Here is a 21629-nt window from a genome sequence, read left to right as displayed (position 1 = left end):
AATGTTAAACTCTCTGGAAATCAGTATTCTTTGAACGAAGGGCCAGGTCTTTCACATTAAAGCCACGTAGTTCAAGATATTCTCTTGTCCAGCCACTGATTACGGTAGGTGATGAGTGTAGGTCTTTCACATCTTTGCAGCCACAAAGGAACATTGCTACCTTAAATTCATTTAGCATATGTTGAATGCTGTTTACTACCTCATCTTTTCCTTTCAGGGCCGGCTCAACAAAAGGAAGTGCAGCGCTTGCAACTGATGCTCCTAAAGCTATCGATTTTGCAATATCCAAACCTGTTCGGAGGCCGCCTGTTGCGATAACAGGTAAAAATACACTGCATTCCACTATACTTGGTACTGTGGGTATGCCGAAATCCCAGAACAACTCTCCAAGCAATTCTGATTCGGTATCCTTTCTCTCTCTGGCACGGTATACTTCCACACCGGACCAGCTGGTTCCTCCCACGCCACCTACATCTATGGCAGAAGCACCTGCATCTTTAAGAAGCAATGCGTCTTCGTGTGAGATGCCAGCTCCTGTTTCTTTAATAATTACAGGTACTGCCAGGGAGCATATCTCTTTTATAACTTCCAGTGCTCCGGAAGCATCTCTGTCTCCTTCCGGCTGTATTGCTTCCTGCAGGAAGTTCAGGTGAACTGCAATGGCATCTGCATCGATCATTTCAATGATCTTTTCCACACCTTCAACGCCATATTCCCTTATCTGTGCAGCACCGATATTCCCATATACAAAAGCACTGGGTGCTTTATCCCTTACAATACTGAAGGACTCTTCCTGTGAAGGGTCCTCTATGGCTGCTCTCTGACTTCCGACGCCAATTCCAATTCCAAGTTCTTCCGCAGCTTCTGCAAGTGCAGCATTGACTGGTGTTGTATCAGGATGTCCGCCTGTAATGGATGCTATCATAAAAGGCGCATTCATGTCCTTTTCCAGAAAACGAACAGACAGGTCTATATCCTCCATATCCATTTCTGGCAAAGCCCTGTGTACCAGCATTACATCTTTGAATCCTGGTCCAACTTTCCTCGATTCTACCGGGCTTGCAGCGCATAATTCTAGATGCTCTATCTTTCTCCTGGAAGTGCTCATGATAATACCTTAAAATCTATATTTTGACACCAGAAATGGCGGTGCCAATATTCTTTCCTTTCAGAAAATCGGATATGTTTCCTGAATTGCCTGCATTGAATATATAAGAAGTGCTACTTGACTGCTCACTAAGATTTAAAAGCTCAAGTACTTTTCCCAGCATGCCGCCTGTTACATCAGTATTAGCTGACCCTCCGAGGTACTCTTTTATTATCTCGAAGTTTTCATTGCTGATATTAGGTATCACTTCACCTTTATTGTCAAGCACACCTTCTTCAGCACTTCCAATACCAATTCTTGATGCTTTCATCTGTATTGCCAGATATGGGACTATCTGGTCTCCGGAAAGAACCGAAGTCCCAAGCTCACTGTCCATCACCATGTCTCCATGTAAAACAGGAACAAAATCGTTCTCAAGCATTTTCTTGATTTGTTCAAGGAACATGCTCTCGATCCGGCTGTTATTGGAAACCGTACATGCCATTGGGTGTACTGGTAATGCGTTCACTCCGGCAGAGTTCAGGGCTTCAACAACCATTGTGTTGAGTTTCCTTACAGACATGTGTGTTATTATTGATCCTGTGTGATCGAATTTTCCTGTAAGGTCAAAACGTTTGACCTGTGGATGACCGAATGAACCGGCTCCATGTACTATGATAAGTTTACCGTCAAAACCTGCAATTTCACTGGCAATACGTTTTATTTCATCCACTCTTGCAGCACCGTCATCAGCACTTTTGTCTGTAATGACACTGCCACCTATCTTCAGGATGGTGATGTTATTTTTATCCATTTAATTACTCCAGTCGTACGCCTTCTTCCGTATTTTTTGTAATAATGGCTTCTCCGCCAGCTTCTTCGATAGCTTTGGCAATGGATATCGCATTGTCATCCTCTGCAAGTGCGACCATGCATCCGCCACCTCCTGCACCTGTTATCTTGGCGCTTATGGCACCACTGTGGCGTGCTGCATATACAAGGGCTGAAAGTTCCGTACTTCCAACTCCTATGGAATCGAGAAGTCCATGGTTCACATTCATTAACCTGCCAATGGTTCTGTAGTCACTCTCGTTGACGTATTTCTCAGCAAGTATGGACATCTGGCCAATATTGGCAAGTATGGGGTCTATAATAGAAGGGAATTCACTGCGAAGTTTTGCAACACTTCCCACCAGTTCTTTTGTAGAGGAGAACTTGTTTGTGTTGCCTATGATAATTGGACATTTAAGATGCTGAAGTTTCTTTCGTTGAGGTATCATCACAACGCCGCCCATTGTGCTCACATATGTGTCTGTTGGACTTGCATTGCCCTGCACCATCTTTTCAATCTCATGTCCGGTCTTTGCTATGTCTTCAAGGGAAAGACCACATTTATATAAATAGTTTAATGCCTGAATAGTTGCAATGGTAACTGCAGCTGAAGATCCGAGTCCGGAACCTACAGGTAGTTCAGATTCGACCTTGATTGCCACTCCTTCTATATCTGTGAACTGGCGCATTTTTTCAATAGCATGGGATACGTAAGGGTGTATTTCAAAATCCAGTCCGGTGCTGCCAAGAACTGATTCTATGATCACTTCCTCGGCTTTATTTACATGAACTGTTGTTCGAAGTTCTACTGCACAGCATATGGCACTCTCGCCGTACACTACTGCATGTTCACCAAAAAGGTAAACTTTTCCGGGTGCAGAACATGTGATCATAGAACGTCCTATTGGTAGTGTTTTTATTCCAGGACAATTGCCGCGTATCCGACAACACCTGATGTATCTCCGGTCACATCTCCGCTGTTTGCATATTTCAGCAGTGAGACGTTCTTAGCACCAAATTCCATTGTGGCTGATAACATTGCTGCGATAGGGCCAAAACCACATGCTGAGATATTCCTTTCTTCTCTTCGTCTGTAAAATTCAGGAATATCCATTTCAAGGATTGGTTCGATAAGATAATGATCGTTATCGCTGGCAACTGTGGCAGACTGGTAATGTGTAAAATCACTTGATGCGATGAACACTACTTTCTTTCCAGAAGCCTTAACTGCTCTTGCAAGTTCCTTCCCTACTTCGATTGCGGTTTCTTCATCCTGAAGTCCCATACAAATAGGAAGTATCTTGAAATTACTGCCGAATCTGTGCTGCAAAAAAGGTATCTGAACTTCGATGGAATGTTCAAAATGGTGTGCAAGCTCGTCAAAGTCTATGATGGTCCCCGCAAGCAGCTTTCCAATTTCCCTGTCAGTTTCAACAACTCCTAGTGGAGTCGTCCAGGTATCCTGGGACATTGCCACGGCAGATCCGTATCCTGTATGGTTTGGGCCAAACAGGATGTAGGTATCTGCCCTGGGTAATTGGGCATATGCATGTGCTGCCACCTGGCCTGAATACATGTATCCGGCATGAGGTACGACAGCACCAAGGATTGGCTTTTCTGAAATAACCAGATCCTTAAAGCACCTGCTAAGTTCCTTCTTAAGACTTTTTGGATTTAGCGGATAGAACTGACCAGCAACGGTTGTTTGTCTCATACTACTAATCACCCCATATTCTAATAAGGGTTTTTAATATATGTGTAGTATGCTTCACACTCAGTTGTCGGTTCAGACTCCTACTTCAAAGTCTTCAAGTTCGTAAGTGAACACTGAATCGTTGGCCTTTGCTATCTCTCTTGCAAGTAACCAGTAGACAAGGGAAAGTGCTTTTCTTCCTTTGTTGTTGGTTGGGATAACAAGGTCTACGTTTGATGTCATGTTGTTTGTGTCACAGAGTGCAACAACAGGAATTCCGATGTTTACGGTTTCCTTGATAACCTGTGCATCTCCGGTTGGGTCGGTAACAATTACTACATCTGGTTCGTAGAAATCCTCTATCTTAGGATTTGTGAGTATTCCTGGGATGAATCTTCCAACCATTGACTTAGCACCGATAGCTTTTGCGAACATCTTTGCAGGGAATTGGCCGTACTGTCTTGCAGATACTACAAGAACTCTCTGTGGGTCGTATTTTGCAAGGAATCCGGCTGCGAGTTTTATTCTCTCATCGGTTGCCTGGATGTCGAGTACATAAAGACCGTCTGTCCTTACGCGGTAGACGAATTTCATCATGTTCTCTGTCTTCTGCTGTGTACCAATGTGTACGCCTGCTGCAAGATATTCATCTATTGGGACAAGGGATGTGGTTTTTACCTCTTCGCTTACTTCCTCTGTCACTTCATTGATTATAGTTTCCTCAGTTGAATCCATAAAATATCACCTAATTATTAAGTTTCGTTTAACAGTAATCGGGGTAACCCCTAGTTCGAACTCTCTCTTAGCAAGGAACAGTGAGTTCATGCTTGGATCATCTATAAGAACCGGAGCTCCCATTGAAATTTGCAGTGCTCTGGCACCGACAATTCTTGCCTTTTCATACCTGGTATAGTGTTCCGTAGTCAATAGATCACCTTATCAAAATTATATTGAATGTATCAATAGTCCATTTATCGACAGCTACTCCTATTGCTTACAAAAAGTATTCCTGTATGGATAGCCATTAATGGGGTTAAAGATAGTTGTTATAAATAAATTTATTCGGAATCCCTCCGAATGTGGTCGTATATGTGTCCTAAACAGTAGTTTCCTGTAAGGTGCCATGGCCACTGAGCTTAAAACCCAGTTTCCTGCGTGTTTTGCATAGTAAATATGTATGTCCCAAACGTCGAAGGATGGTCTTGGCAACCTACGGGGTTCCTACTGGTATGGGGCAAGCGTATCTACTAGCTCGACGTGTGAAAGGATCATCCTGCGGCAACAATATCTTGTGACGCCAAGGTCATTAAGCACTGCTGCAGGGTCTTCCCCTTCATTTACACGCTGTTTGTACTCTTCCCAACAATTTGAGACTACCTTTCCACAGCTGAAACATCGAACTGGTAACATATTCTATTGCCTACCTGTATGATTTCTGATATTTGGCACGTGCACCTGGTCCACCAAACTTCTTGGTTTCCTTCTGCCTGGAGTCATTTACCAGGAGGTTACGGTCGTATGCCATGTATGTATCTCTGAGATTTGTGTCGTTGGTCCAGTCTACAATGCCTCTTGCAATTGCAGTCCTTACAGCACTTGCCTGACCGATGATTCCGCCACCGCTGACAACAACATCTACGTCAATTCCTTCAATAGCTTCGCCTGCAAGCATAACTGCTTCATATATTTTGAACTTTGCAAAATCAGGGGAGTATATTTCAAGTGGTTTTTTGTTTATGCGCACTTTTCCGGTTCCCTTCTTCACAGTTGCACGTGCAATAGCTGTCTTCTTCTTACCTGATGAGGTTATTACTTTAATGGACATTCTAATCTTCCTCCTTATTAGAACTTAGCACCCAGTTTTTTACTGAGATCGCCAAGTCTGAGATATTTGTTTGAGCTCAGGCGGTCCATGCTTGCATCAACAATTTGTATACTTTCCTTGTCCTTGAATTCCATTGGAACTCCAACGTACACCTTCAGGCGACCCATTGCGTCTTTCCCTCTTGCACGTTTGTAAGGCAGCATTCCTCTTACGGTTCTTTTGAGGATTCTGTCCGGTCTCTTCGGGAAGTATGGTCCAAACTCGGGCTTACCTATTTGCATAGTTACATCGTATTCCCTTAATGTTGAATATTTTGAACCGGAAATGACTGCTTTTTCAGCATTGATGATATCAATTTGTTCACCCGCAAGCAATTTTTTTGCCACAGTGCTTGCAAGCCTACCCATTATGAGTCCGTCTGCATCGATAATTGTCATCTTCTTCACCTACTGTAAGATCTTTATTCCAGATCCCTTGGGGTTCTCTTCCAATATCTGTTCAATTGTCAGGCATTTGCCGCCAAGACTGGTGATCTTTTCTATTGCAGTTACACTAAAATTGTATGCTGCAACAGTGACTGCCTTATCAAGGAGTCCTGCACCAAGTACTTTACCTGCAATAAGGACTGTTTCCCCATCCTTTGCATACCTGCTGATCTTACTGAGGTTCACCTGTGCGTAATTCCTTCCAGGCTTTTCTAACCTCTTTGCCACATCTCTCCAGATAGCAGCTTCGTTCTGACGTGACCCTTCTTTCAGTGCTGCAATAAGCACAGGAGTACGAGGGTTTGTCTTTCTTTCGATTTTGACTTGTGTAGTCTTGCTCATATTGTTCCTCCGCAAGAGTATGTCTCACTCACGCATTATATGCGTTCGAACATCCGTAAGGTGTCAATTAAGTAAGAACATGAGTTGTCTGTAGAATCAGACTGCTCTTGAATAACATTAATAGTACATAAAGATTATGTGGTATTTTCATCTTTACTGAAAACCTTGCCGTACACTTTGTCATACAGTGGGTCTATGTCACAACCAAGCTCTTTTGCGGTTAGCAGGCCAGCCACTTCAATATCTACAAGATCATCGAATTGTTCCTGTTTTTTATTGATAAGTGCAGTTGTATCCCTTGCATTCTTCCCGCAATTTGCGACTATCATGGCAATTATGTCCTCAATGGTCGATCGCTCTTTAAAAATAGATCCAGAAGGCTTGAAACCATGTGGTATCTCTATCTTGCTCATGTCAAAATTGGGAACTAACTCTGCTCCACTAAATTTTAATAAGTGGGCACCTATGGCCCTGTCCCTTACCTTTGATGCAACATCAGGTGCCATCCACTTAAGGTCAAAAGAGAGTACGAATTCAAAATCCTTGATGGAAAGTGAATTCTTGTTATTTCTTTTGAATGGCGTTGCAGCTACAAGCATCAACTCGTCCATTCATGAGCCTCTGCGAAGTTCGTCAATAATGGTGTCAGCAACGCGCCCGCACTCCGTTCTCTTCGGTCCGTCGATGTGATTGATCTGGAGTACAAGTAATTCATGTTCAAGAATAGCTCTCACAAGATATATGTCTCCCCTGAATGGTACGCGATTATATTTCCCGTCGAGATAACTATACCTTAAATGTACTTTGAAGTCCATGATTCCTTCTTGTTCAATGGTGTCCAGTACATCATCCACAGTATCATAGTTCAGTGGGGAAAAATCAATTCCATTGGATACTACTTCCACTGTAATCTCTCTTTTCGCCTGTATGCGATGTCCTCTCTGGGTAACGGATTCAGTGACAAACATACCGAATTTCCCGTCTATGTTTGCCATCACTTTCACAAAAAAAGGAAGGTCAGAATGGTAGCGGTACTTCTGTTCAAACTCCACCGTCCTGTGGGGAAACTTATGATATATGCGTTTTCGCATCATTGAACTGCTGCCATCCTTTATGTTTTACAAAATATCTGCTTTCTGATACTTAAAATTTGATGAGTTTCGCATCTATAATGCCTTCAACCGCCCTCATCTCTTTCAGTATTTCCTCAGGAACCTCTGAATCCACATTGAGTGCCATTATGGTCGTTCCGCCTATTTCAGCTCTTCCAACCTGCATTCCTGATATGTTGATGTTGTTCTTTCCAAGCAATATGCAGCAAGGTCCGATCACATTAGGTTTGTTAATGTGTTTTGCTACTATCATATATCCGGTTGGTATCATATCAACGTGTTCCCCGTTGATCTTGATGACCTTTCCTTTGCCACCAACGACTGTACCGGCGATAGATGCTTTCTCATCACCGATTGTTATTTCGACTTTAATTGTTGAACTAAACTCTTCTGTGGTTTCTGACTTACTTTCAACAACTTCTACCTTTCTTGATTTTGCAAGGGAGCCTGCATTAACATAATTGACAGCTGAACCGAGTGCAACCTGAAGCATACCTTTCACTGCGGCAACAGTAACCGGTCTTGTGTCCTTCTCTGCAATATCGCCGTTGTATGAGATCTCTATTTTCTCATAGTTCTTACCAAGAAGCTGTGCACATGCATTGCTCATTGTTTCAGCAAGCTGGATATAAGGTGCAAGCATGGTCATGACCTCCGGCTTGACGGATGGTATATTAATAGCACTTTTTGCAGTTCCGCCATTAAGTACGGAAACTACTTCTTCAGCAACAGAAACAGCTACATTTATCTGCGCTTCCTCGGTAGAAGCACCAAGATGCGGTGTAGCTATCAGGGTCTTGCAGTCAATAAGCGGGCTGTCAAAAGGTGGTTCATTCACAAACACATCAATTGCAGCGCCTGCTATCTTATTAGTGTTCAATGCATCTGCAAGTGCTTCCTCATTGATGATTCCGCCACGTGCACAATTGATGATCCTTGCATTGCTTTTCATCAAGGCGAACTCTTCAGCATCGATTATGTTCCTTGTCTCTTTAGTGAGTGGTGTATGGACAGTGATAAAGTCAGCCAGTTTCACGATCTCCTGTACGGACATCATAGTTACGCCCATCTCTTTTGCTCTCTCATCTGAGACAAAAGGATCGTATGCCAGGATATTCATGTTAAGTCCCTGTGCCCTCTTTGCGACTTCCGCTCCAATGCGTCCAAGTCCGATAACACCAAGAGTCTTACCATTTACCTCTACGCCCATGAACTTGCTGCGTTCCCATTTCTTGGATTTGAGTGACTCATTGGCCTGTGCAACATTTCTTGCCAGAGCCATCATCATTGCAATAGTGTGTTCTGCTGCGGAGAGCATATTTCCTTCAGGTGCGTTGACAACTATGATTCCCTTTTCAGTAGCTGCCTCTACATCTACATTATCGACTCCAACTCCTGCCCTGCCTACTATCTTTAGCTTGTCAGCTGCCTCTATGACCTTTCTTGTAACCTGTGTTCCACTTCTGATAACAAGTGCATCATATTCCGGTATCTTCTCAACTAGTTCCTCTTCGGAAAGTCCGGTAAGGACATCAACTGTGAAATGCTGTTGGAGTATTGTTAATCCCTGTTCTGATAATGGATCACTAACTAGTACTTTCATTTTGTATGTCTCCGCAGATAAATGCAATATAGGTAATTGCGTATTTTGATTCTATAGGTTTAAGGACTACTGGAATTATATGTTTTTCTACATATCGTCCTGTGCTTCCCTAGTTCTTTTCAACCTATTTTAATCTATTTTGAAAATGCGCCATTTTACATATACTTGTCTCTTTACTATTTTAAATGCGTAGTATGAGCTGATTCAATTCCAAACTTCTTTTGGCTTTTTTTCCCGGAATAAATAGGAACATATTTATAAATGCCTCTATATTAGCTTTAAATAGCAGTAAAAACGAATTCTGGCATTTAATATGCCAAAATGGTAGTTTCTTTTCATAGCAGGGTTGGATATGAGAAAAGACGTAAAAATACTATTGGTGTCAATATTATTCGGGCTTGTATTCTGGCTAGCTGATACCTATCTGGTACATCTTTTATTTACTGCAGACATATTACCCGCTTATTTAGCAGAAAAAGAAATATTTCATCATATTTATTTCAGGTCATTTGTTGCTATCACCTTTCTTTTATTCGGTATGACTGTTTCAAAAATGGCTCAAAAGTGTGAATGTGCAGAGAGCGAACTACTTTCCCAGTTAAAATTTGAGAACATTGTTGCGGATATCTCCTCAAATTTCATTGGAAAAAAATCATACCATATCGATGATGGGATACGTCTTTCTCTTAAACAGATAGCTGAATTTGCAGATGCTGATCGTAGTTATTTAGTACTTTTCTCCAATTACCGGGGAGAAAATGATACTATCTACAAGTGGCATGCAGAGCACGTAGATGATACTAATATAAATTATGTCCCTGTCAGATATTTTCCATGGTGGATGGAAAAACTACAAAATCCAGAGATAGTGCACATATCCGATGTATCAAAATTACCATCTGCGGCAAGTAAAGAAAAAGATGCTTTGCAACAAGCAGGTATCACATCTGTACTTTCTATTCCGCTTCAATCCAATGGTCGATTGATTGGTTTTCTGGGATTTGATTCCTTCGGAAAGAAAAAGGTCTGGCCAGCAAATTACATTAAGTTGATGAGGGTTGTTGGTGACATATTTGTGGACAGCATAGAACGAAAAAAAGCTGAAGAGTCTGTTCTGAAACACAAGGACAGGCTTACAAGGGCGCAGGAAATATCCCATACAGGGAGCTGGGAAATTGATCTGCGTACAAAAAAGCATTTCTGGTCCGAGGAAATGTATCGTATCATGGGTTTTTCACCTGATGAAATACCAATTAACAAAGAAATCTATTCCACTCTAATACATCCTAATGACCGGAGTTTATTTAATTCATGTGTAGACAAAGCGCTTTCAATACCTGGATATAAGTTTGAAGTGAAAACCAGGGTCATAAAGAAAAACGGCTCAGTTTGCATTCTTCATTCCCTTGGTGAAGTAACATGGAATAGTGAAGGAAAACAGGTGCTTTTTCAGGGCACAACCCAGGACATCACTGACATATCGCTTGCTGAAGAGGACCTTCAAAGAAAGAATCGCAACCTGCTCATATTACAGTCTACAGCTCTGATTGCTGCAAGTTCACTGGAAATGCAGGATTTTCTGGATGATATTCTTATGGAGATACTTTCTTATGCAGAATGTAATTCTGGATTAATTTGTCTTTTTTCTTCCAACGATGAAAGTTTCAGAATATGCTCATCAAATGGGATAAAAGATGAGCTGAAAAAAGAAATCACCTGCATCAATTTCAATGACCCTCTGTTCCAAATAGTGCCCGACATAAAAAGCACCTGGGTCACAGACGAATTAAATGACATTTCAGGTAGCTTGAAAAATATCGTCATGAATGAAAATGTCGGTAGGCTTGTTTTTATCCCTGTTATTTCAAGGGAAGACCTTGTTGGCATTGTATTGTTGTTCCCTGATCGTGGAACTATTATCTCAAACACTGATCTTGACATACTCGGCAATGTAGGTCACCAGGTTGGAATAACTGTAGAGAACATACGCCTTGTGGAAGAAACCCGAAAAGCCTATGAGGAGCTTAAATCCCTTGACAGGATGAAAGATGAATTTGTAGCTAATATCACCCATGAGCTCAAAACACCTCTTATCTCCATTAAAGGGTATAGTGAGGCTATTTATGACGGACTTCTTGGCGAGCTTGATGAAAAACAAAGACAATGTATGAAAATCGTTGTTTCTAATTCAGAACGCCTGGAGCAGTTAATAGAATCTCTGCTTAACATGAATTCTCTTTATTTTGAAAAATATCATGTATTGTCACCAATTCATCTCAAAGACGTGCTTGACAATGCTATAAGCACTCTCTCTACAAGGATGGAGGATAAGGACATCCAATTAAACACCGATTACTCATTTGATATGAATCTGGTATATGGTAACTGTGAATTTCTAAAATATCTTTTTGTTTATGTTCTGGACAATGCGATAAAATTCTCTTCCAGAGGTTCCATAGTATCTGTTTCTATTAATGAGGACGATCGTAACATCTGTGTAGACATAAGTGATCATGGTCTGGGAATCCCCAAAAATTGCATGGACCGAATATTTGACCGATTCTATCAGGTGGATGGTTCAGCCACCCGTATCCACGGAGGAAACGGACTGGGTCTATATCTTGCAAAAAATATAGTGGAATTGCATTCCGGAACAATTGAACTTAAAAGTGAGGAAGGCGTTGGCACAGTTGTCCATATATCCCTCCCTCTATACGATTCTGATATTCACGATTAGGAAAAAGAATGTTCCCTCAGTTCTCCACGAACTTAAAATATACTCTTCTGTTGTTCTTTCCCTTATTCTCAATTTTGATTATCTCAATATGGGGTATGTCTCCGGTATTGGCAATATGGGTTCCGCCACATGCCTGTGTATCTACATCGGGAATGCTGATGACTCTTATATCCTCTATTTCCGGGGGGAATGCATCCTTAAGCTTAACCACAGAAGGGATTTTGAAGGCTTCTTCCCTTGGCATAATATCAATACTCACAGGTATCTTGCGGTCTATTATCTCATTGACCTTGCCTTCATAGGATTTTATCTGCTCCCGGTCAAAATCCTCCAGGTTGAAATCCACACGTGTCTTGTCTTCCCCAAGCTGGTTGCCTGATATCTTTGCTCCCGTCTCATTGTGGATTATGGCACTTAATATGTGGCATGCTGTGTGGTATTTCATGAACAGGTACCTTCTGTTCCAGTCAATGATTCCCTTTACTTTATCTCCTGCTTTCAATCCTGGTGTTGTGATTTCATGACTGATATTGTCCCCGAATTTAGCAACGTAGTTCACAGGGAACTCTGTTCCATCCTCTTTTACAAGCATTCCTGTGTCATGGGGCTGGCCACCGGAATTAGGATAAAATGCCGTGTTATCAAGTACTATAAATTTATCATCCTTAACGCTTTCAACAGTTGCATCGAATTCTTTCACGTAACAGTCAGTAAGGTACAGTTCTTTCATAGATACAGGTAAAGGTCCTTTTCATGATTAATTTTTTGCATATTCTGCAGGGTCACAAAAACATCATATATTAGCTGCACCCTAAAATTATTGAGAAAATGGTTGACAAAGGAACAAAAGAGATATCGCTCTATCCTCTTCTTCTTGTGAATTTTATCGGTACCATGGGGCTTAGTTTAGTTCTTCCTTTCCTTATTTTTCTTGTTGCAAGGTTCGGTGGCAATGCACTGATATACGGTATCATGTCCTCAATGTATCCTATTTTCCAGTTGATAGGTTCTCCATTGCTGGGACGATGGTCAGATATCTACGGCAGAAAGAAGGTCCTTTTTCTAAGCCAGGCAGGAACACTCCTGTCATGGATTATTTTCTTCATTGCTCTCTTTGTGCCGGTAACTGTGCTGATGCCCGTAAGTTCCGGAATACTAGGTAGTTTCGTAATAACGGTTCCACTCATCCTCCTTTTCATTGCAAGGGGATTTGACGGACTTACCGGGGGTAACGTTTCCGTTTCAAATGCCTACATTGCCGATATTACCGAAGACAAGGACAGAAGTAAGAATTTCGGGAAAATGTCCGTTTCCACAAATCTTGGTTTCATAGTAGGGCCTGCACTTGCCGGTATTCTCAGTGTGACAATATATGGTGAAGCCCTCCCGGTACTTGCAGCCATTCTCATATCACTGTTGGGTGTTATCCTGATAGCTCTCTACGTCCCTGAATCCCGCAGGTGTGTCCTGGGGAGGAAGATCCTGTCGGAATTGTCCATAACATCCGATAAACCTGGTGGGTGTGCTGATACTACTCCAATACAAAAGCAGAAGTTCAGGGATGTGATGGGGTTGAAGCACATACCTTACATGTTTTTAATATACTTCCTCATCTTCCTTGGCTTCAACACTTTCTATACGGCTTTTCCTGTACACGCAGCGAATGACCTTCAATGGAGTATTGCAGAACTGGGTTTCTTCTTTTCTTTCCTGAGCATCATGCTTGTCATAGTTGAGGGTCCTGTACTTACGTATGTTTCCAAAAGGTACTCCGACCCATTCCTTATTATCTCAGGCAGCCTGATACTTGGAAGCAACTTTGTGCTTCTGGCTTTTGGCAGTACATTACTTACGTATGTAGCAGCCATATTTTTTGCTCTTGGCAACGGTTTCATGTGGCCTTCAATACAGTCGATGTTGTCAAAGCTTGCAGGAAAAGATAATCAGGGCCTTGTGCAGGGGGTTTCAGGGAGTTTTGTGAGCATTGCCAGTATTCTGGGACTCATAGGTGGCGGTTTTATCTATGAAGTTATGGGAAGAGGGTCATTCATAGTATCCGCACTTATTATTTATGTTGTATTTGCGCTCTCTCTGCGTCTTCGTTCCTTTGATGTTTCAAATGAATGAATTTGCAAAAACAAAAATGAGATCATTTGAGCATATACTTTACATCATAGCTGCTTGCAGGATATGCATACAATGCTTCTCTTACCTGTTCTACTGTAAGTCCTGTGTTTATGGCCAGAGTGAAAAGATTGATCGTATCTTCGGCATTTGGGCCTATGACATGCGCTCCAACAATTTTTCTCGTATCTTTTTCAATAATTATCTTGGAAGCAGCATATCCAAGATCTGTTTTTCTGGATGAGTAAAACTGACTCATGTCATTGAATAAAACCTTGTGCTTATCGGCGGCATCCTTTTCCATAATTCCTACTGCTGCAAGTGTGGGTATAGTAAATACTGCAGAAGCTATCTTTGTGTAATCTGCTGTATACTTATTTCCTTCCAGTATGTTGGATGCAACCACATTTGCCTGAAGACTGGCAGTAGGGGTGAGTGCCGGTCCGGGAAGTATGCAGTCTCCTGCAGCATATACTGAATGATTCGATATACTTTGCAGATGTTCATTTACTGCAATGGCACCATGTTCAATTTCCACATCTCCTTTTTCAGGTTCAAGGCCATCTATGGCAGGGACCCTGCCCAAACCATGGACTACCATTTCACATTTATGAATTATCTCTTCCTGTTTGTTACTGTCATGGGTAGTAAGTTCAAGAGAATCATTCTTCTTTTCTATTCTTAGAATTTCCTGGCCTGTGAGGATTTTGATGCCTGCTTTTTCTGATGCTTCTACCATTATGTTCACAAGGTCCGGGTCAAAGGTCTTAAGAAGATTCTCTCCCCTGTGGATGATCGTAACATCTGCTCCTGCCCTTGCAGCAATGTGTGCAAATTCGAATGAAATATATCCGCCACCTGCAAAAATGATCTTCTTTGGAAGTGCTTTCAGATCAAGGAATTCATCACTGGTTGTAAGAAATTCTGCACCGGGTATTTTAATAGTCCTTGATGTTGCTCCAATTGTGACAAGGATATACTTTGCAGATATGAGTTTTCCTCCTATTGCCAGTGTATTGCTGTCATGGAAACTAACTTTACCGTGATAGGTATCTATCCCTGCATTCCTGAATGCTTTTTCCTTAGGGCTTGTTAGGGAATGCACCAGTTTATCCTTAAATCCAATGAGGGCGGACCATTCAAGATGATCACTGCATTTAATGCCATTGTCATTCATCCTGTTACCGGCTGCCACTATCTCAGCGGCACCGGTAAGTATTTTTTTAGGAATGCATCCATGTAATGCGCAAATACCTCCGTACCTGTCTTTGTCTGCAATAGCAACTTTCATTCCGGCGTTGTTGAGTTTGTATGCAAGTGAAGAACCTGCAACTCCTGTGCCTATTACAAAAGCGTCATAATCTGTATCCATTGGCTCATTCCTTAGATGCTGTTTAGTGTATGGTGTTTGCAGATGCTCATCATAACTTTCTGATACACTATTATTAGTTCAGCCTTTGAAAAGTTCATAATTGAGGCTATAACGAAAACCAGAAAGTGTAATTAACAAATCGTGTAATAATGCTAAACATGTATCGGAAAAGATATCATGCATCATCGGCGTTTTCATTTGGCTGGATAGTAATTATCTTGCTGACAGAGATGTGCGAATAACGCTGGTTTGTTATCTCCAGTGTAAGCACTCCGTCATTGCATGCTTTTACGTTTCCTCGGAATGTGAGGATACCTCCGCAATACACGGTAACATCCTTCCCCATGAAATTTTTAAGAATAAATGATTGCATTTTCATCCTGCCATTTATTGTCAATTAATACTATCATTCAATTAATTTTTAATATATGTGTTGATTGGGTATCCCAATCTTAATTTATTTATATATTCCGAAAGAATGGAATAGTTGCCAAAAGATAAATAGTGCCAATCCCATCTACCTACCAAAGAGGTGTTTACCAATGGCTGATAAAAGAAAAAAGCGAGGTTTTTTTGATGACATCTTTGATAAAGGTAACTTTACTGACATCGAGGATATCATTGAGCGCATGATGGATAAATTTGGTATTGACCTCAATGAATTTGAAACACAACCCTTCTTCTATGGTTTTTCCGTGACCAGGCATCCTGGGGAAGAACCCGAGATCAAGGAATTTGGTAACATCTTCCCTGACGATGATGATGAAGATGATGATTTTGAGTCCATAAGACAACAGTTCAGAGTAACTGAAAGAAAGCCTTTGATAGATGTTTTTGAAATCGATGAGAAGGTCCACGTGATGGCAGAACTTCCGGATGTAGAAAAGGATGACATTAACCTGGATGTTACTGAAACATTGCTAAAACTGAATGCAAAGCATGAAGACACTTCTTATTCAGAAAGTATCGAACTCCCTTCAAGTGTGGATCCTGATTCCGCAAAGGCAACATACCTCAATGGTGTCCTTGAAGTTGTTATGGATATGAAAGAGTTAGGATTAGCTCGCTCAGTTCATATTGAGTAATTTATATTTCTATTTTTTTTTTGCTTTAATATAACTTCCTTATTTTCTACCAATATGTATATATGTTCAACATATAATCTATATTTAGTTTTGCAGAGTAAATGGTTGGGTTATAAATGTCTGCTAATTCAGTTAATATGGGGTGTAATTCATGTGTCTTACCCGAAATGTTGCAGAATATTCACTTAGATGTACTTTCTGAGCTGGATATTGGTATTATATGCCTGGATAAGAAAGACAAAGTCCTTTATTGTAATACATTATTTCAGGCACTCACAGGCACGATGTCCCTGGATGTTATAGGGAAGGACCTGAGTCATATTTCTTCAATCACGGTTAAAGATTTATCATCACTCTTTAATTGCTTGCTTTCAGCAAAACAGTTGGGAGATTATGATGATCGTGGTCCTGTTAAAATAGTAACTCCTGATGGTGACCTCAAGTACTTTTCCTGTAAAATGATTCCATATTTTGAAAATGGGGATAGTTACAATGGTATGATATGTTTTCTGAAAGATGAAACAATTAAAACCGTTTGCTCAAATGAATATTCTTGTGGTAATGATGAACTGGATATTTCTCATCTTCCATTTGTATCATTTGTGTGGAAAGGGGATGATGTGTGGTCTGTAGAATATGTTTCAGATAACATAGTCCAATTTGGTTATGACCCTGATATTTTTAAATCCGGAAAGCTTTCATATGCCGATATTATACACCCTGTTCATCTGGATAACGTAAGAGAGTCAGTTGAGCAATGCACTGGAAACAAGTTCTCAAAAGAATATATGCTCTCTACTGCAAATGGTGAGTCTCGATGGGTTCTTGAAAGATCGTATGCAGTTCGCGATGAAGCAAATAACATAACTCATTTCCACGGTGCTATCCTTGACATTGATGAAAGGAAAAGGTTTGAGCAGGAACTTGAGGATATGAACCTTCAAAACAGGTCTCTCTCAAAACTTGGGGAAAAAGCTCTTTCCTGTACTGATATAAATGCACTGATGAATTATTCAGTGAAGCTTGTTGCAAATGCTCTTGGTATGAAATATTGTACGATAATGGAAATGCTTCCTGATGAACGTTTTCTCCTGAGGTATGGTTATGGGTGGTGTAATTGGCTCATTGGTTCAGTCATTGTACAAAAAGACCGGGGTTCTCAGGCAGGCTATACAATGTTTTCCAGTGAACCGGTCATTGTCGAAGATATGAGTAGCGAAACTCGTTTTGAAGTACCTTTTTTTCTTCGTGAAAATGGGATATTAAGTGGTGCCAGTGTTCTTATCGGCAGCAGAGATGAGCCTTTTGGGATATTATGTGTTCATACTGATAGAAAAAGGAGGTTTACGGAACATGAAGTAAATTTCCTTCAGTCTGTTTCAACTATACTTGCAGAAACCATACGATTGAGAAAATCATTCAGTTCGTTAGAGTTGTACAGGAATCTTATGGATCATTGCAATGATTACATCATGGTTTTGAATGCAGTATCCAAGAACTTCATTTATGTAAGTGATAGGGTATATAGGGACCTTGGTTATTCCATATCTGAAATAATGGATCAGAATATCTTTGAACCGGATTGCTTTATAAAAGGACTCGATATGTTCGAAATCACCAGAAAGATATCTGCTGGTGGTTCCCTGTTGGTAGAATGTGAATTTGTGCGAAAGAACGGCACTTCATTCCATGTGGGCATAAGTTTTGCATTTGTAGGGGACGAAGAGAATGTATATATGGTGTTGATAGGGCGGGACATCAGTGAAAGACGAGCACTGGAAAAGGCGATTAAGGAACATTCGGAGCAACTGGAATATTCCAATGAGATAAAAGACATGTTTGCTGATGTTACGAGTCACGATCTCATAAGTTCAGTTTCAATAATTGAAGGATTTCTTGGATACTTGTCTGATATCGAAGATGATGAAAAGAAAAGACATATTCTTGATAATATCTGTAAAGGAACTGAGAAATTAAGAAAAACAATAGATTCAGCTTCAGCTTTTGCAAGATTAAATTATTCAGAAGATCTTGATATTCAGACACATGATCTGCGATATTTTATTGATAGCTCTCTTGAGAGACTTCAGTCTAAAGTTATGGACAGTAATATTAAAGTCATAATAAACTCTCCTGAGTTCTGTCCTTCCCATGTAAATCCGATTATTGAGGAAGTGTTTTTCAATCTGGTATCAAATGCCATAAAATACTCGCCTGAAGGCGGTGAGGTGACTGTGGATATAAGTGAGACAGGTGGGAAATGGAAGGTCAGTATATCGGATCTTGGTAGGGGTATATCTGATGAGGATAAAGCACGTATTTTCGGCAGATTCAAGAGAGCAGGACCTTCGGATATCAATGGAAAAGGACTTGGGCTTGCAATAGCTAAAATGGCATTGAAGTGTCACGGGGAAGAACTTCATGTTATTGACAATGAGGTAGGTAAGGGTAGTACTTTCTGGTTCACTGTACAAGTTTCTGACCAATTTGGAAGTTTGAAACAACAAATTTAAAATGACAACTTTTATTAAGAACTGCAATTATATCCCCTATCTGTTGTTTCTGTGTATTCCTGAATGTGTTCTTTCAAAGTCAAATTACCATAAGTAATATATAGTTGCCAAAAAATTACTTTTCTGGTCTTAGAGGTTATCGAATGGTCAAAAAAACAATTCATGAAATCAACGGTAGAATAAGAGATGGAAGTGTCAATGTAGTTACTGCCGAAGAAATGGTTCACATAGTTGGTGAACTGGGTGCAGAAGATGCTGCAAAGGAAGTTGATGTAGTAACTACCGGTACTTTCGGCGCAATGTGTTCATCAGGCGTCTGGTTGAACTTCGGTCATTCGGAACCACCTATTAAGATGCAGAAGGTATTTTTGAACGACGTTGAAGCCTACACCGGTGTTGCGGCTGTGGATGCTTTCATCGGAGCTACTCAATTATCCGAGTCATTAGGTATGGAATATGGCGGTGCCCATGTCATAGAGGACCTGATAAGGGGAAAATCTGTCCATCTTCATGCGACATCTCACGGAACTGACTGTTATCCGAGAAAAGTGCTTGATACTACCCTGTCCCTTGAAGATATGAACCAGGCCATAATGATGAATCCTCGCAATGCGTATCAAAAATACAATGCTGCGACCAACGGTACTAAGAATACGATACACACTTACATGGGCTCTTTACTTCCTTCATTTGGAAATGTCACCTATTCAGGTGCCGGTGTCCTCTCGCCGCTTTCCAACGATCCTGATTACATGACCATTGGTACGGGAACGAGAATATTTCTGGGAGGTGCCCAGGGATATATAGTAGGCCAGGGAACTCAGCACTCTTCAGGTGGTGGTTTTGGTACCCTAATGGTTCAGGGAGATCTCAAGCACATGAGTCCTGATTATATAAGAGCTGCAAATTTCACCGGTTACGGTACTTCTCTTTACGTTGGAATGGGTGTTCCAATCCCAATCCTTAATGAACAGATAGCACAGGCTACTGCTGTTACTGATGCAGGTGTCACTACTAAGATACTGGACTATGGTATTCCAAGCAGGGACCGGGCTGCAGTACGTGATGTAACCTACGAGGAATTGCGCAGCGGTTCTGTTGATATCAACGGACGTGATGTTCCTACATCTTCCCTCTCAAGTTTTAAGAAATCAAGGATAATTGCATCTGAGTTAAAGGACTGGATTTCCAAAGGTGAATTCTTTGTGTCAATGCCTGTTGAAAGGCTTCCAAAGGATATATCCGCAAAACCAATGAAGCAGACAGAAGGTATAGCTCTTGTTTCTGATATCATGGCAGTCAATGTTGTAACTATTAGTAAGGATGCAAGCGTTTACGATGCTGCAAAGACCATAATGGAAACTGCTTTTAACCATCTTCCTGTTGTCAGTGCCGACAATGCCCTTGTCGGTGTTGTTACTGCCTGGGATATCTCAAAGGCTGTTTCACAGAACAAGTTCGATCTTGTTGAGGATATCATGACGCGTAAGGTCATAACTGCCAGTGCTGATGAAAGGGTGGCTGTTGTAGCAAGAAGGATGGACCAGGATTCCGTTTCCGCAATGCCTGTGATAAATAAGGAAAGGCATATCATAGGTATGATAACGAGTGATGATATCAGCAAATTGTATGCCAGGAGGTCATGAACATGAAGATCAAGATCAATATTTCAAGTGATATACTCACAAAGCCGATCATGGCAGAATCGATACTTGAAACTGGCGTTCTGCTGAATATCTCCCAGGCTCATTTTGACCGCTCCCAGGGAGAGGTCGTTGCTGATGTGGATGAAGACAAATTCGACCTGATGTGTAAATCTTTGACAAACAAAGGTGCAAGGGTCACAAAATTGAATACTCCTATAAAGTGGGATGAAAACGAATGCGTTGAATGCAGTGCCTGTATTTCCGTATGTCCGACAAAAGTTTTCTCCCTGGATGACGATTTCAGTTTAGTTGTAGATGAATCAAAATGCATCCAGTGTGGAACCTGTGTTGACATGTGTCCCCACAATGCCCTGTCACTTGGAAAGAATAACAGGTGATACTCCTTTTTTCTTTTTTATTTACCATGAAAGAACATTTCAGGTTGAAAGAGACCATTGTAACTATCCAGGCTGATACTCCTTCTTACATAGAGGTGGCTCGCGAGTCTATAAGGGCACAACGCAGGGAGCTGGAATCATATATCGTTTCTGATCCATTTTTCCAGAGTACTCTGGAACCCTATGACATGGACGGTGACTTCCCTGAGGTTGTCCGGAGGATGGTTGAAGCTGGAAATGCAATGGGTATTGGTCCTATGAGTGCTGTTGCCGGTACTATCTCTGCTCTTGCAGTTGAGGCCATGGCAGATGCTGGTGCCACTTTTGCAATCGTGGACAATGGCGGGGATATTTCCATTATCAATGACCGTCCGGTGGTGATGGGAATCTATGCCGGCAATTCTCCTTTGAAAGATATTGGTTTTGTTATGGAATCGAGGGATTCTATTACAGGTGTGTGCACTTCTTCGGGCAGTGTTGGCCCCTCCATAAGTTTTGGTATGGCAGATGCAGCCGTTGTTTTCTCTGATAATGTATCACTGGCTGATTCAGCAGCCACAGCTCTTGGAAATGCCACTGACATTGGAAAAGATGCTGTTGAAAGGTCATTTGATGTTGTGAAAGATGTTCCAGGGATAACAGGTGCAATTGTCATCCAGGGCGAGTATATGGGATTCTGGGGTGATGTGCCTGAACTTAAAAGAGCTGATGTCAGGTACGAGTGTATTACAAAAGGTTGATGCTATGCTTTTAAGACTATATCTTGACAGAACATT

At 41.2% G+C, this 21629-nt stretch carries 23 protein-coding genes; 7 read left to right on the top strand and 16 right to left on the bottom strand.

Features of this window, described 5'->3' with window-relative positions:
- Positions 1 to 4: 4 nt before the first annotated feature.
- From fni to serA, 13 genes are all read right to left on the bottom strand, one after another.
- Positions 5 to 1114: a type 2 isopentenyl-diphosphate Delta-isomerase gene (fni, locus tag RE476_RS06065; RefSeq protein ID WP_309309565.1), complete on the bottom strand. Its 1110-nt coding sequence runs from the start codon at positions 1112 to 1114 to the stop codon at positions 5 to 7.
- 10 nt (positions 1115 to 1124) lie between these two features.
- The gene (locus RE476_RS06060; RefSeq protein ID WP_309309497.1) at positions 1125 to 1901 is read right to left on the bottom strand and encodes an isopentenyl phosphate kinase; all 777 of its coding nucleotides are present in this window, start codon (positions 1899 to 1901) and stop codon (positions 1125 to 1127) included.
- 4 nt (positions 1902 to 1905) lie between these two features.
- Entirely contained in the window at positions 1906 to 2811 is a 906-nt protein-coding gene (locus tag RE476_RS06055) for a mevalonate kinase (RefSeq protein ID WP_309309496.1), read from the bottom strand.
- 23 nt (positions 2812 to 2834) lie between these two features.
- Complete coding sequence (locus RE476_RS06050) at positions 2835 to 3632, bottom strand: MEMO1 family protein (protein ID WP_309309495.1); 798 nt, start codon at positions 3630 to 3632, stop codon at positions 2835 to 2837.
- Positions 3633 to 3704: 72 nt separating this feature from the next.
- Complete coding sequence (gene rpsB, locus RE476_RS06045) at positions 3705 to 4346, bottom strand: 30S ribosomal protein S2 (protein WP_309309494.1); 642 nt, start codon at positions 4344 to 4346, stop codon at positions 3705 to 3707.
- Positions 4347 to 4352: 6 nt separating this feature from the next.
- Entirely contained in the window at positions 4353 to 4538 is a 186-nt protein-coding gene (locus RE476_RS06040) for a DNA-directed RNA polymerase subunit K (RefSeq protein WP_309309493.1), read from the bottom strand.
- Between the two features lie 294 nt (positions 4539 to 4832).
- Positions 4833 to 5021: a DNA-directed RNA polymerase subunit N gene (locus tag RE476_RS06035; RefSeq protein ID WP_309309492.1), complete on the bottom strand. Its 189-nt coding sequence runs from the start codon at positions 5019 to 5021 to the stop codon at positions 4833 to 4835.
- Positions 5022 to 5031: 10 nt separating this feature from the next.
- Complete coding sequence (locus RE476_RS06030; RefSeq protein ID WP_309309491.1) at positions 5032 to 5436, bottom strand: 30S ribosomal protein S9; 405 nt, start codon at positions 5434 to 5436, stop codon at positions 5032 to 5034.
- Positions 5437 to 5453: 17 nt separating this feature from the next.
- The gene (locus tag RE476_RS06025) at positions 5454 to 5873 is read right to left on the bottom strand and encodes a 50S ribosomal protein L13 (RefSeq protein ID WP_309309490.1); all 420 of its coding nucleotides are present in this window, start codon (positions 5871 to 5873) and stop codon (positions 5454 to 5456) included.
- A 9-nt stretch (positions 5874 to 5882) separates the two neighbouring features.
- Positions 5883 to 6263: a 50S ribosomal protein L18e gene (locus tag RE476_RS06020; RefSeq protein ID WP_309309489.1), complete on the bottom strand. Its 381-nt coding sequence runs from the start codon at positions 6261 to 6263 to the stop codon at positions 5883 to 5885.
- Positions 6264 to 6397: 134 nt separating this feature from the next.
- Complete coding sequence (locus RE476_RS06015; RefSeq protein WP_309309488.1) at positions 6398 to 6874, bottom strand: DUF2240 family protein; 477 nt, start codon at positions 6872 to 6874, stop codon at positions 6398 to 6400.
- Complete coding sequence (locus RE476_RS06010; RefSeq protein ID WP_309309487.1) at positions 6875 to 7315, bottom strand: hypothetical protein; 441 nt, start codon at positions 7313 to 7315, stop codon at positions 6875 to 6877.
- 91 nt (positions 7316 to 7406) lie between these two features.
- Positions 7407 to 8978, bottom strand: coding sequence for a phosphoglycerate dehydrogenase (gene serA, locus RE476_RS06005; protein ID WP_309309486.1), 1572 nt, complete (start codon positions 8976 to 8978; stop codon positions 7407 to 7409).
- Positions 8979 to 9516: 538 nt separating this feature from the next.
- On the opposite strand from serA, the gene RE476_RS06000 reads away from it, so the two are divergent.
- A complete protein-coding gene (locus tag RE476_RS06000; RefSeq protein WP_309309485.1) occupies positions 9517 to 11715 on the top strand; it encodes an ATP-binding protein in 2199 nt (732 codons plus the stop codon).
- A gap of 16 nt (positions 11716 to 11731) precedes the next feature.
- Here RE476_RS06000 and alaXM read toward each other — a convergent pair whose 3' ends face one another.
- A complete protein-coding gene (gene alaXM, locus RE476_RS05995) occupies positions 11732 to 12445 on the bottom strand; it encodes an alanyl-tRNA editing protein AlaXM (RefSeq protein WP_309309484.1) in 714 nt (237 codons plus the stop codon).
- A gap of 98 nt (positions 12446 to 12543) precedes the next feature.
- On the opposite strand from alaXM, the gene RE476_RS05990 reads away from it, so the two are divergent.
- Positions 12544 to 13842: an MFS transporter gene (locus RE476_RS05990; RefSeq protein WP_309309483.1), complete on the top strand. Its 1299-nt coding sequence runs from the start codon at positions 12544 to 12546 to the stop codon at positions 13840 to 13842.
- Between the two features lie 22 nt (positions 13843 to 13864).
- Here RE476_RS05990 and RE476_RS05985 read toward each other — a convergent pair whose 3' ends face one another.
- Both RE476_RS05985 and RE476_RS05980 read right to left on the bottom strand, forming a co-directional pair.
- On the bottom strand, positions 13865 to 15211 hold the full coding sequence (locus tag RE476_RS05985; protein WP_309309482.1) for a dihydrolipoyl dehydrogenase family protein: 1347 nt from the start codon (positions 15209 to 15211) through the stop codon (positions 13865 to 13867).
- 175 nt (positions 15212 to 15386) lie between these two features.
- Entirely contained in the window at positions 15387 to 15608 is a 222-nt protein-coding gene (locus RE476_RS05980) for an MM0924 family protein (RefSeq protein WP_309309481.1), read from the bottom strand.
- 145 nt (positions 15609 to 15753) lie between these two features.
- Here RE476_RS05980 and hsp20 point away from each other — a divergent pair, with 145 nt between their 5' ends.
- The 5 genes from hsp20 (at position 15754) to RE476_RS05955 (ending at position 21593) form a co-directional block, all read left to right on the top strand.
- Positions 15754 to 16296, top strand: coding sequence for an archaeal heat shock protein Hsp20 (hsp20, locus tag RE476_RS05975; protein WP_309309480.1), 543 nt, complete (start codon positions 15754 to 15756; stop codon positions 16294 to 16296).
- Positions 16297 to 16412: 116 nt separating this feature from the next.
- A complete protein-coding gene (locus RE476_RS05970; RefSeq protein ID WP_309309479.1) occupies positions 16413 to 18809 on the top strand; it encodes a PAS domain S-box protein in 2397 nt (798 codons plus the stop codon).
- 143 nt (positions 18810 to 18952) lie between these two features.
- Positions 18953 to 20455, top strand: a complete 1503-nt coding sequence (locus RE476_RS05965) for a homocysteine biosynthesis protein (RefSeq protein WP_309309478.1) — start codon at positions 18953 to 18955, stop codon at positions 20453 to 20455.
- Positions 20456 to 20457: 2 nt separating this feature from the next.
- Entirely contained in the window at positions 20458 to 20853 is a 396-nt protein-coding gene (locus RE476_RS05960) for a 4Fe-4S binding protein (protein ID WP_309309477.1), read from the top strand.
- A 26-nt stretch (positions 20854 to 20879) separates the two neighbouring features.
- Positions 20880 to 21593, top strand: coding sequence for a UPF0280 family protein (locus tag RE476_RS05955; RefSeq protein ID WP_309309476.1), 714 nt, complete (start codon positions 20880 to 20882; stop codon positions 21591 to 21593).
- Positions 21594 to 21629 lie beyond the last annotated feature (36 nt).

Origin of the sequence: Methanolobus mangrovi (assembly GCF_031312535.1) — an archaeon.
In the GTDB taxonomy this organism is placed as follows: domain Archaea; phylum Halobacteriota; class Methanosarcinia; order Methanosarcinales; family Methanosarcinaceae; genus Methanolobus; species Methanolobus mangrovi.
Note: the sequence above shows the minus strand (reverse complement) of the source record. Positions and strands in the feature narration are given on the sequence as shown.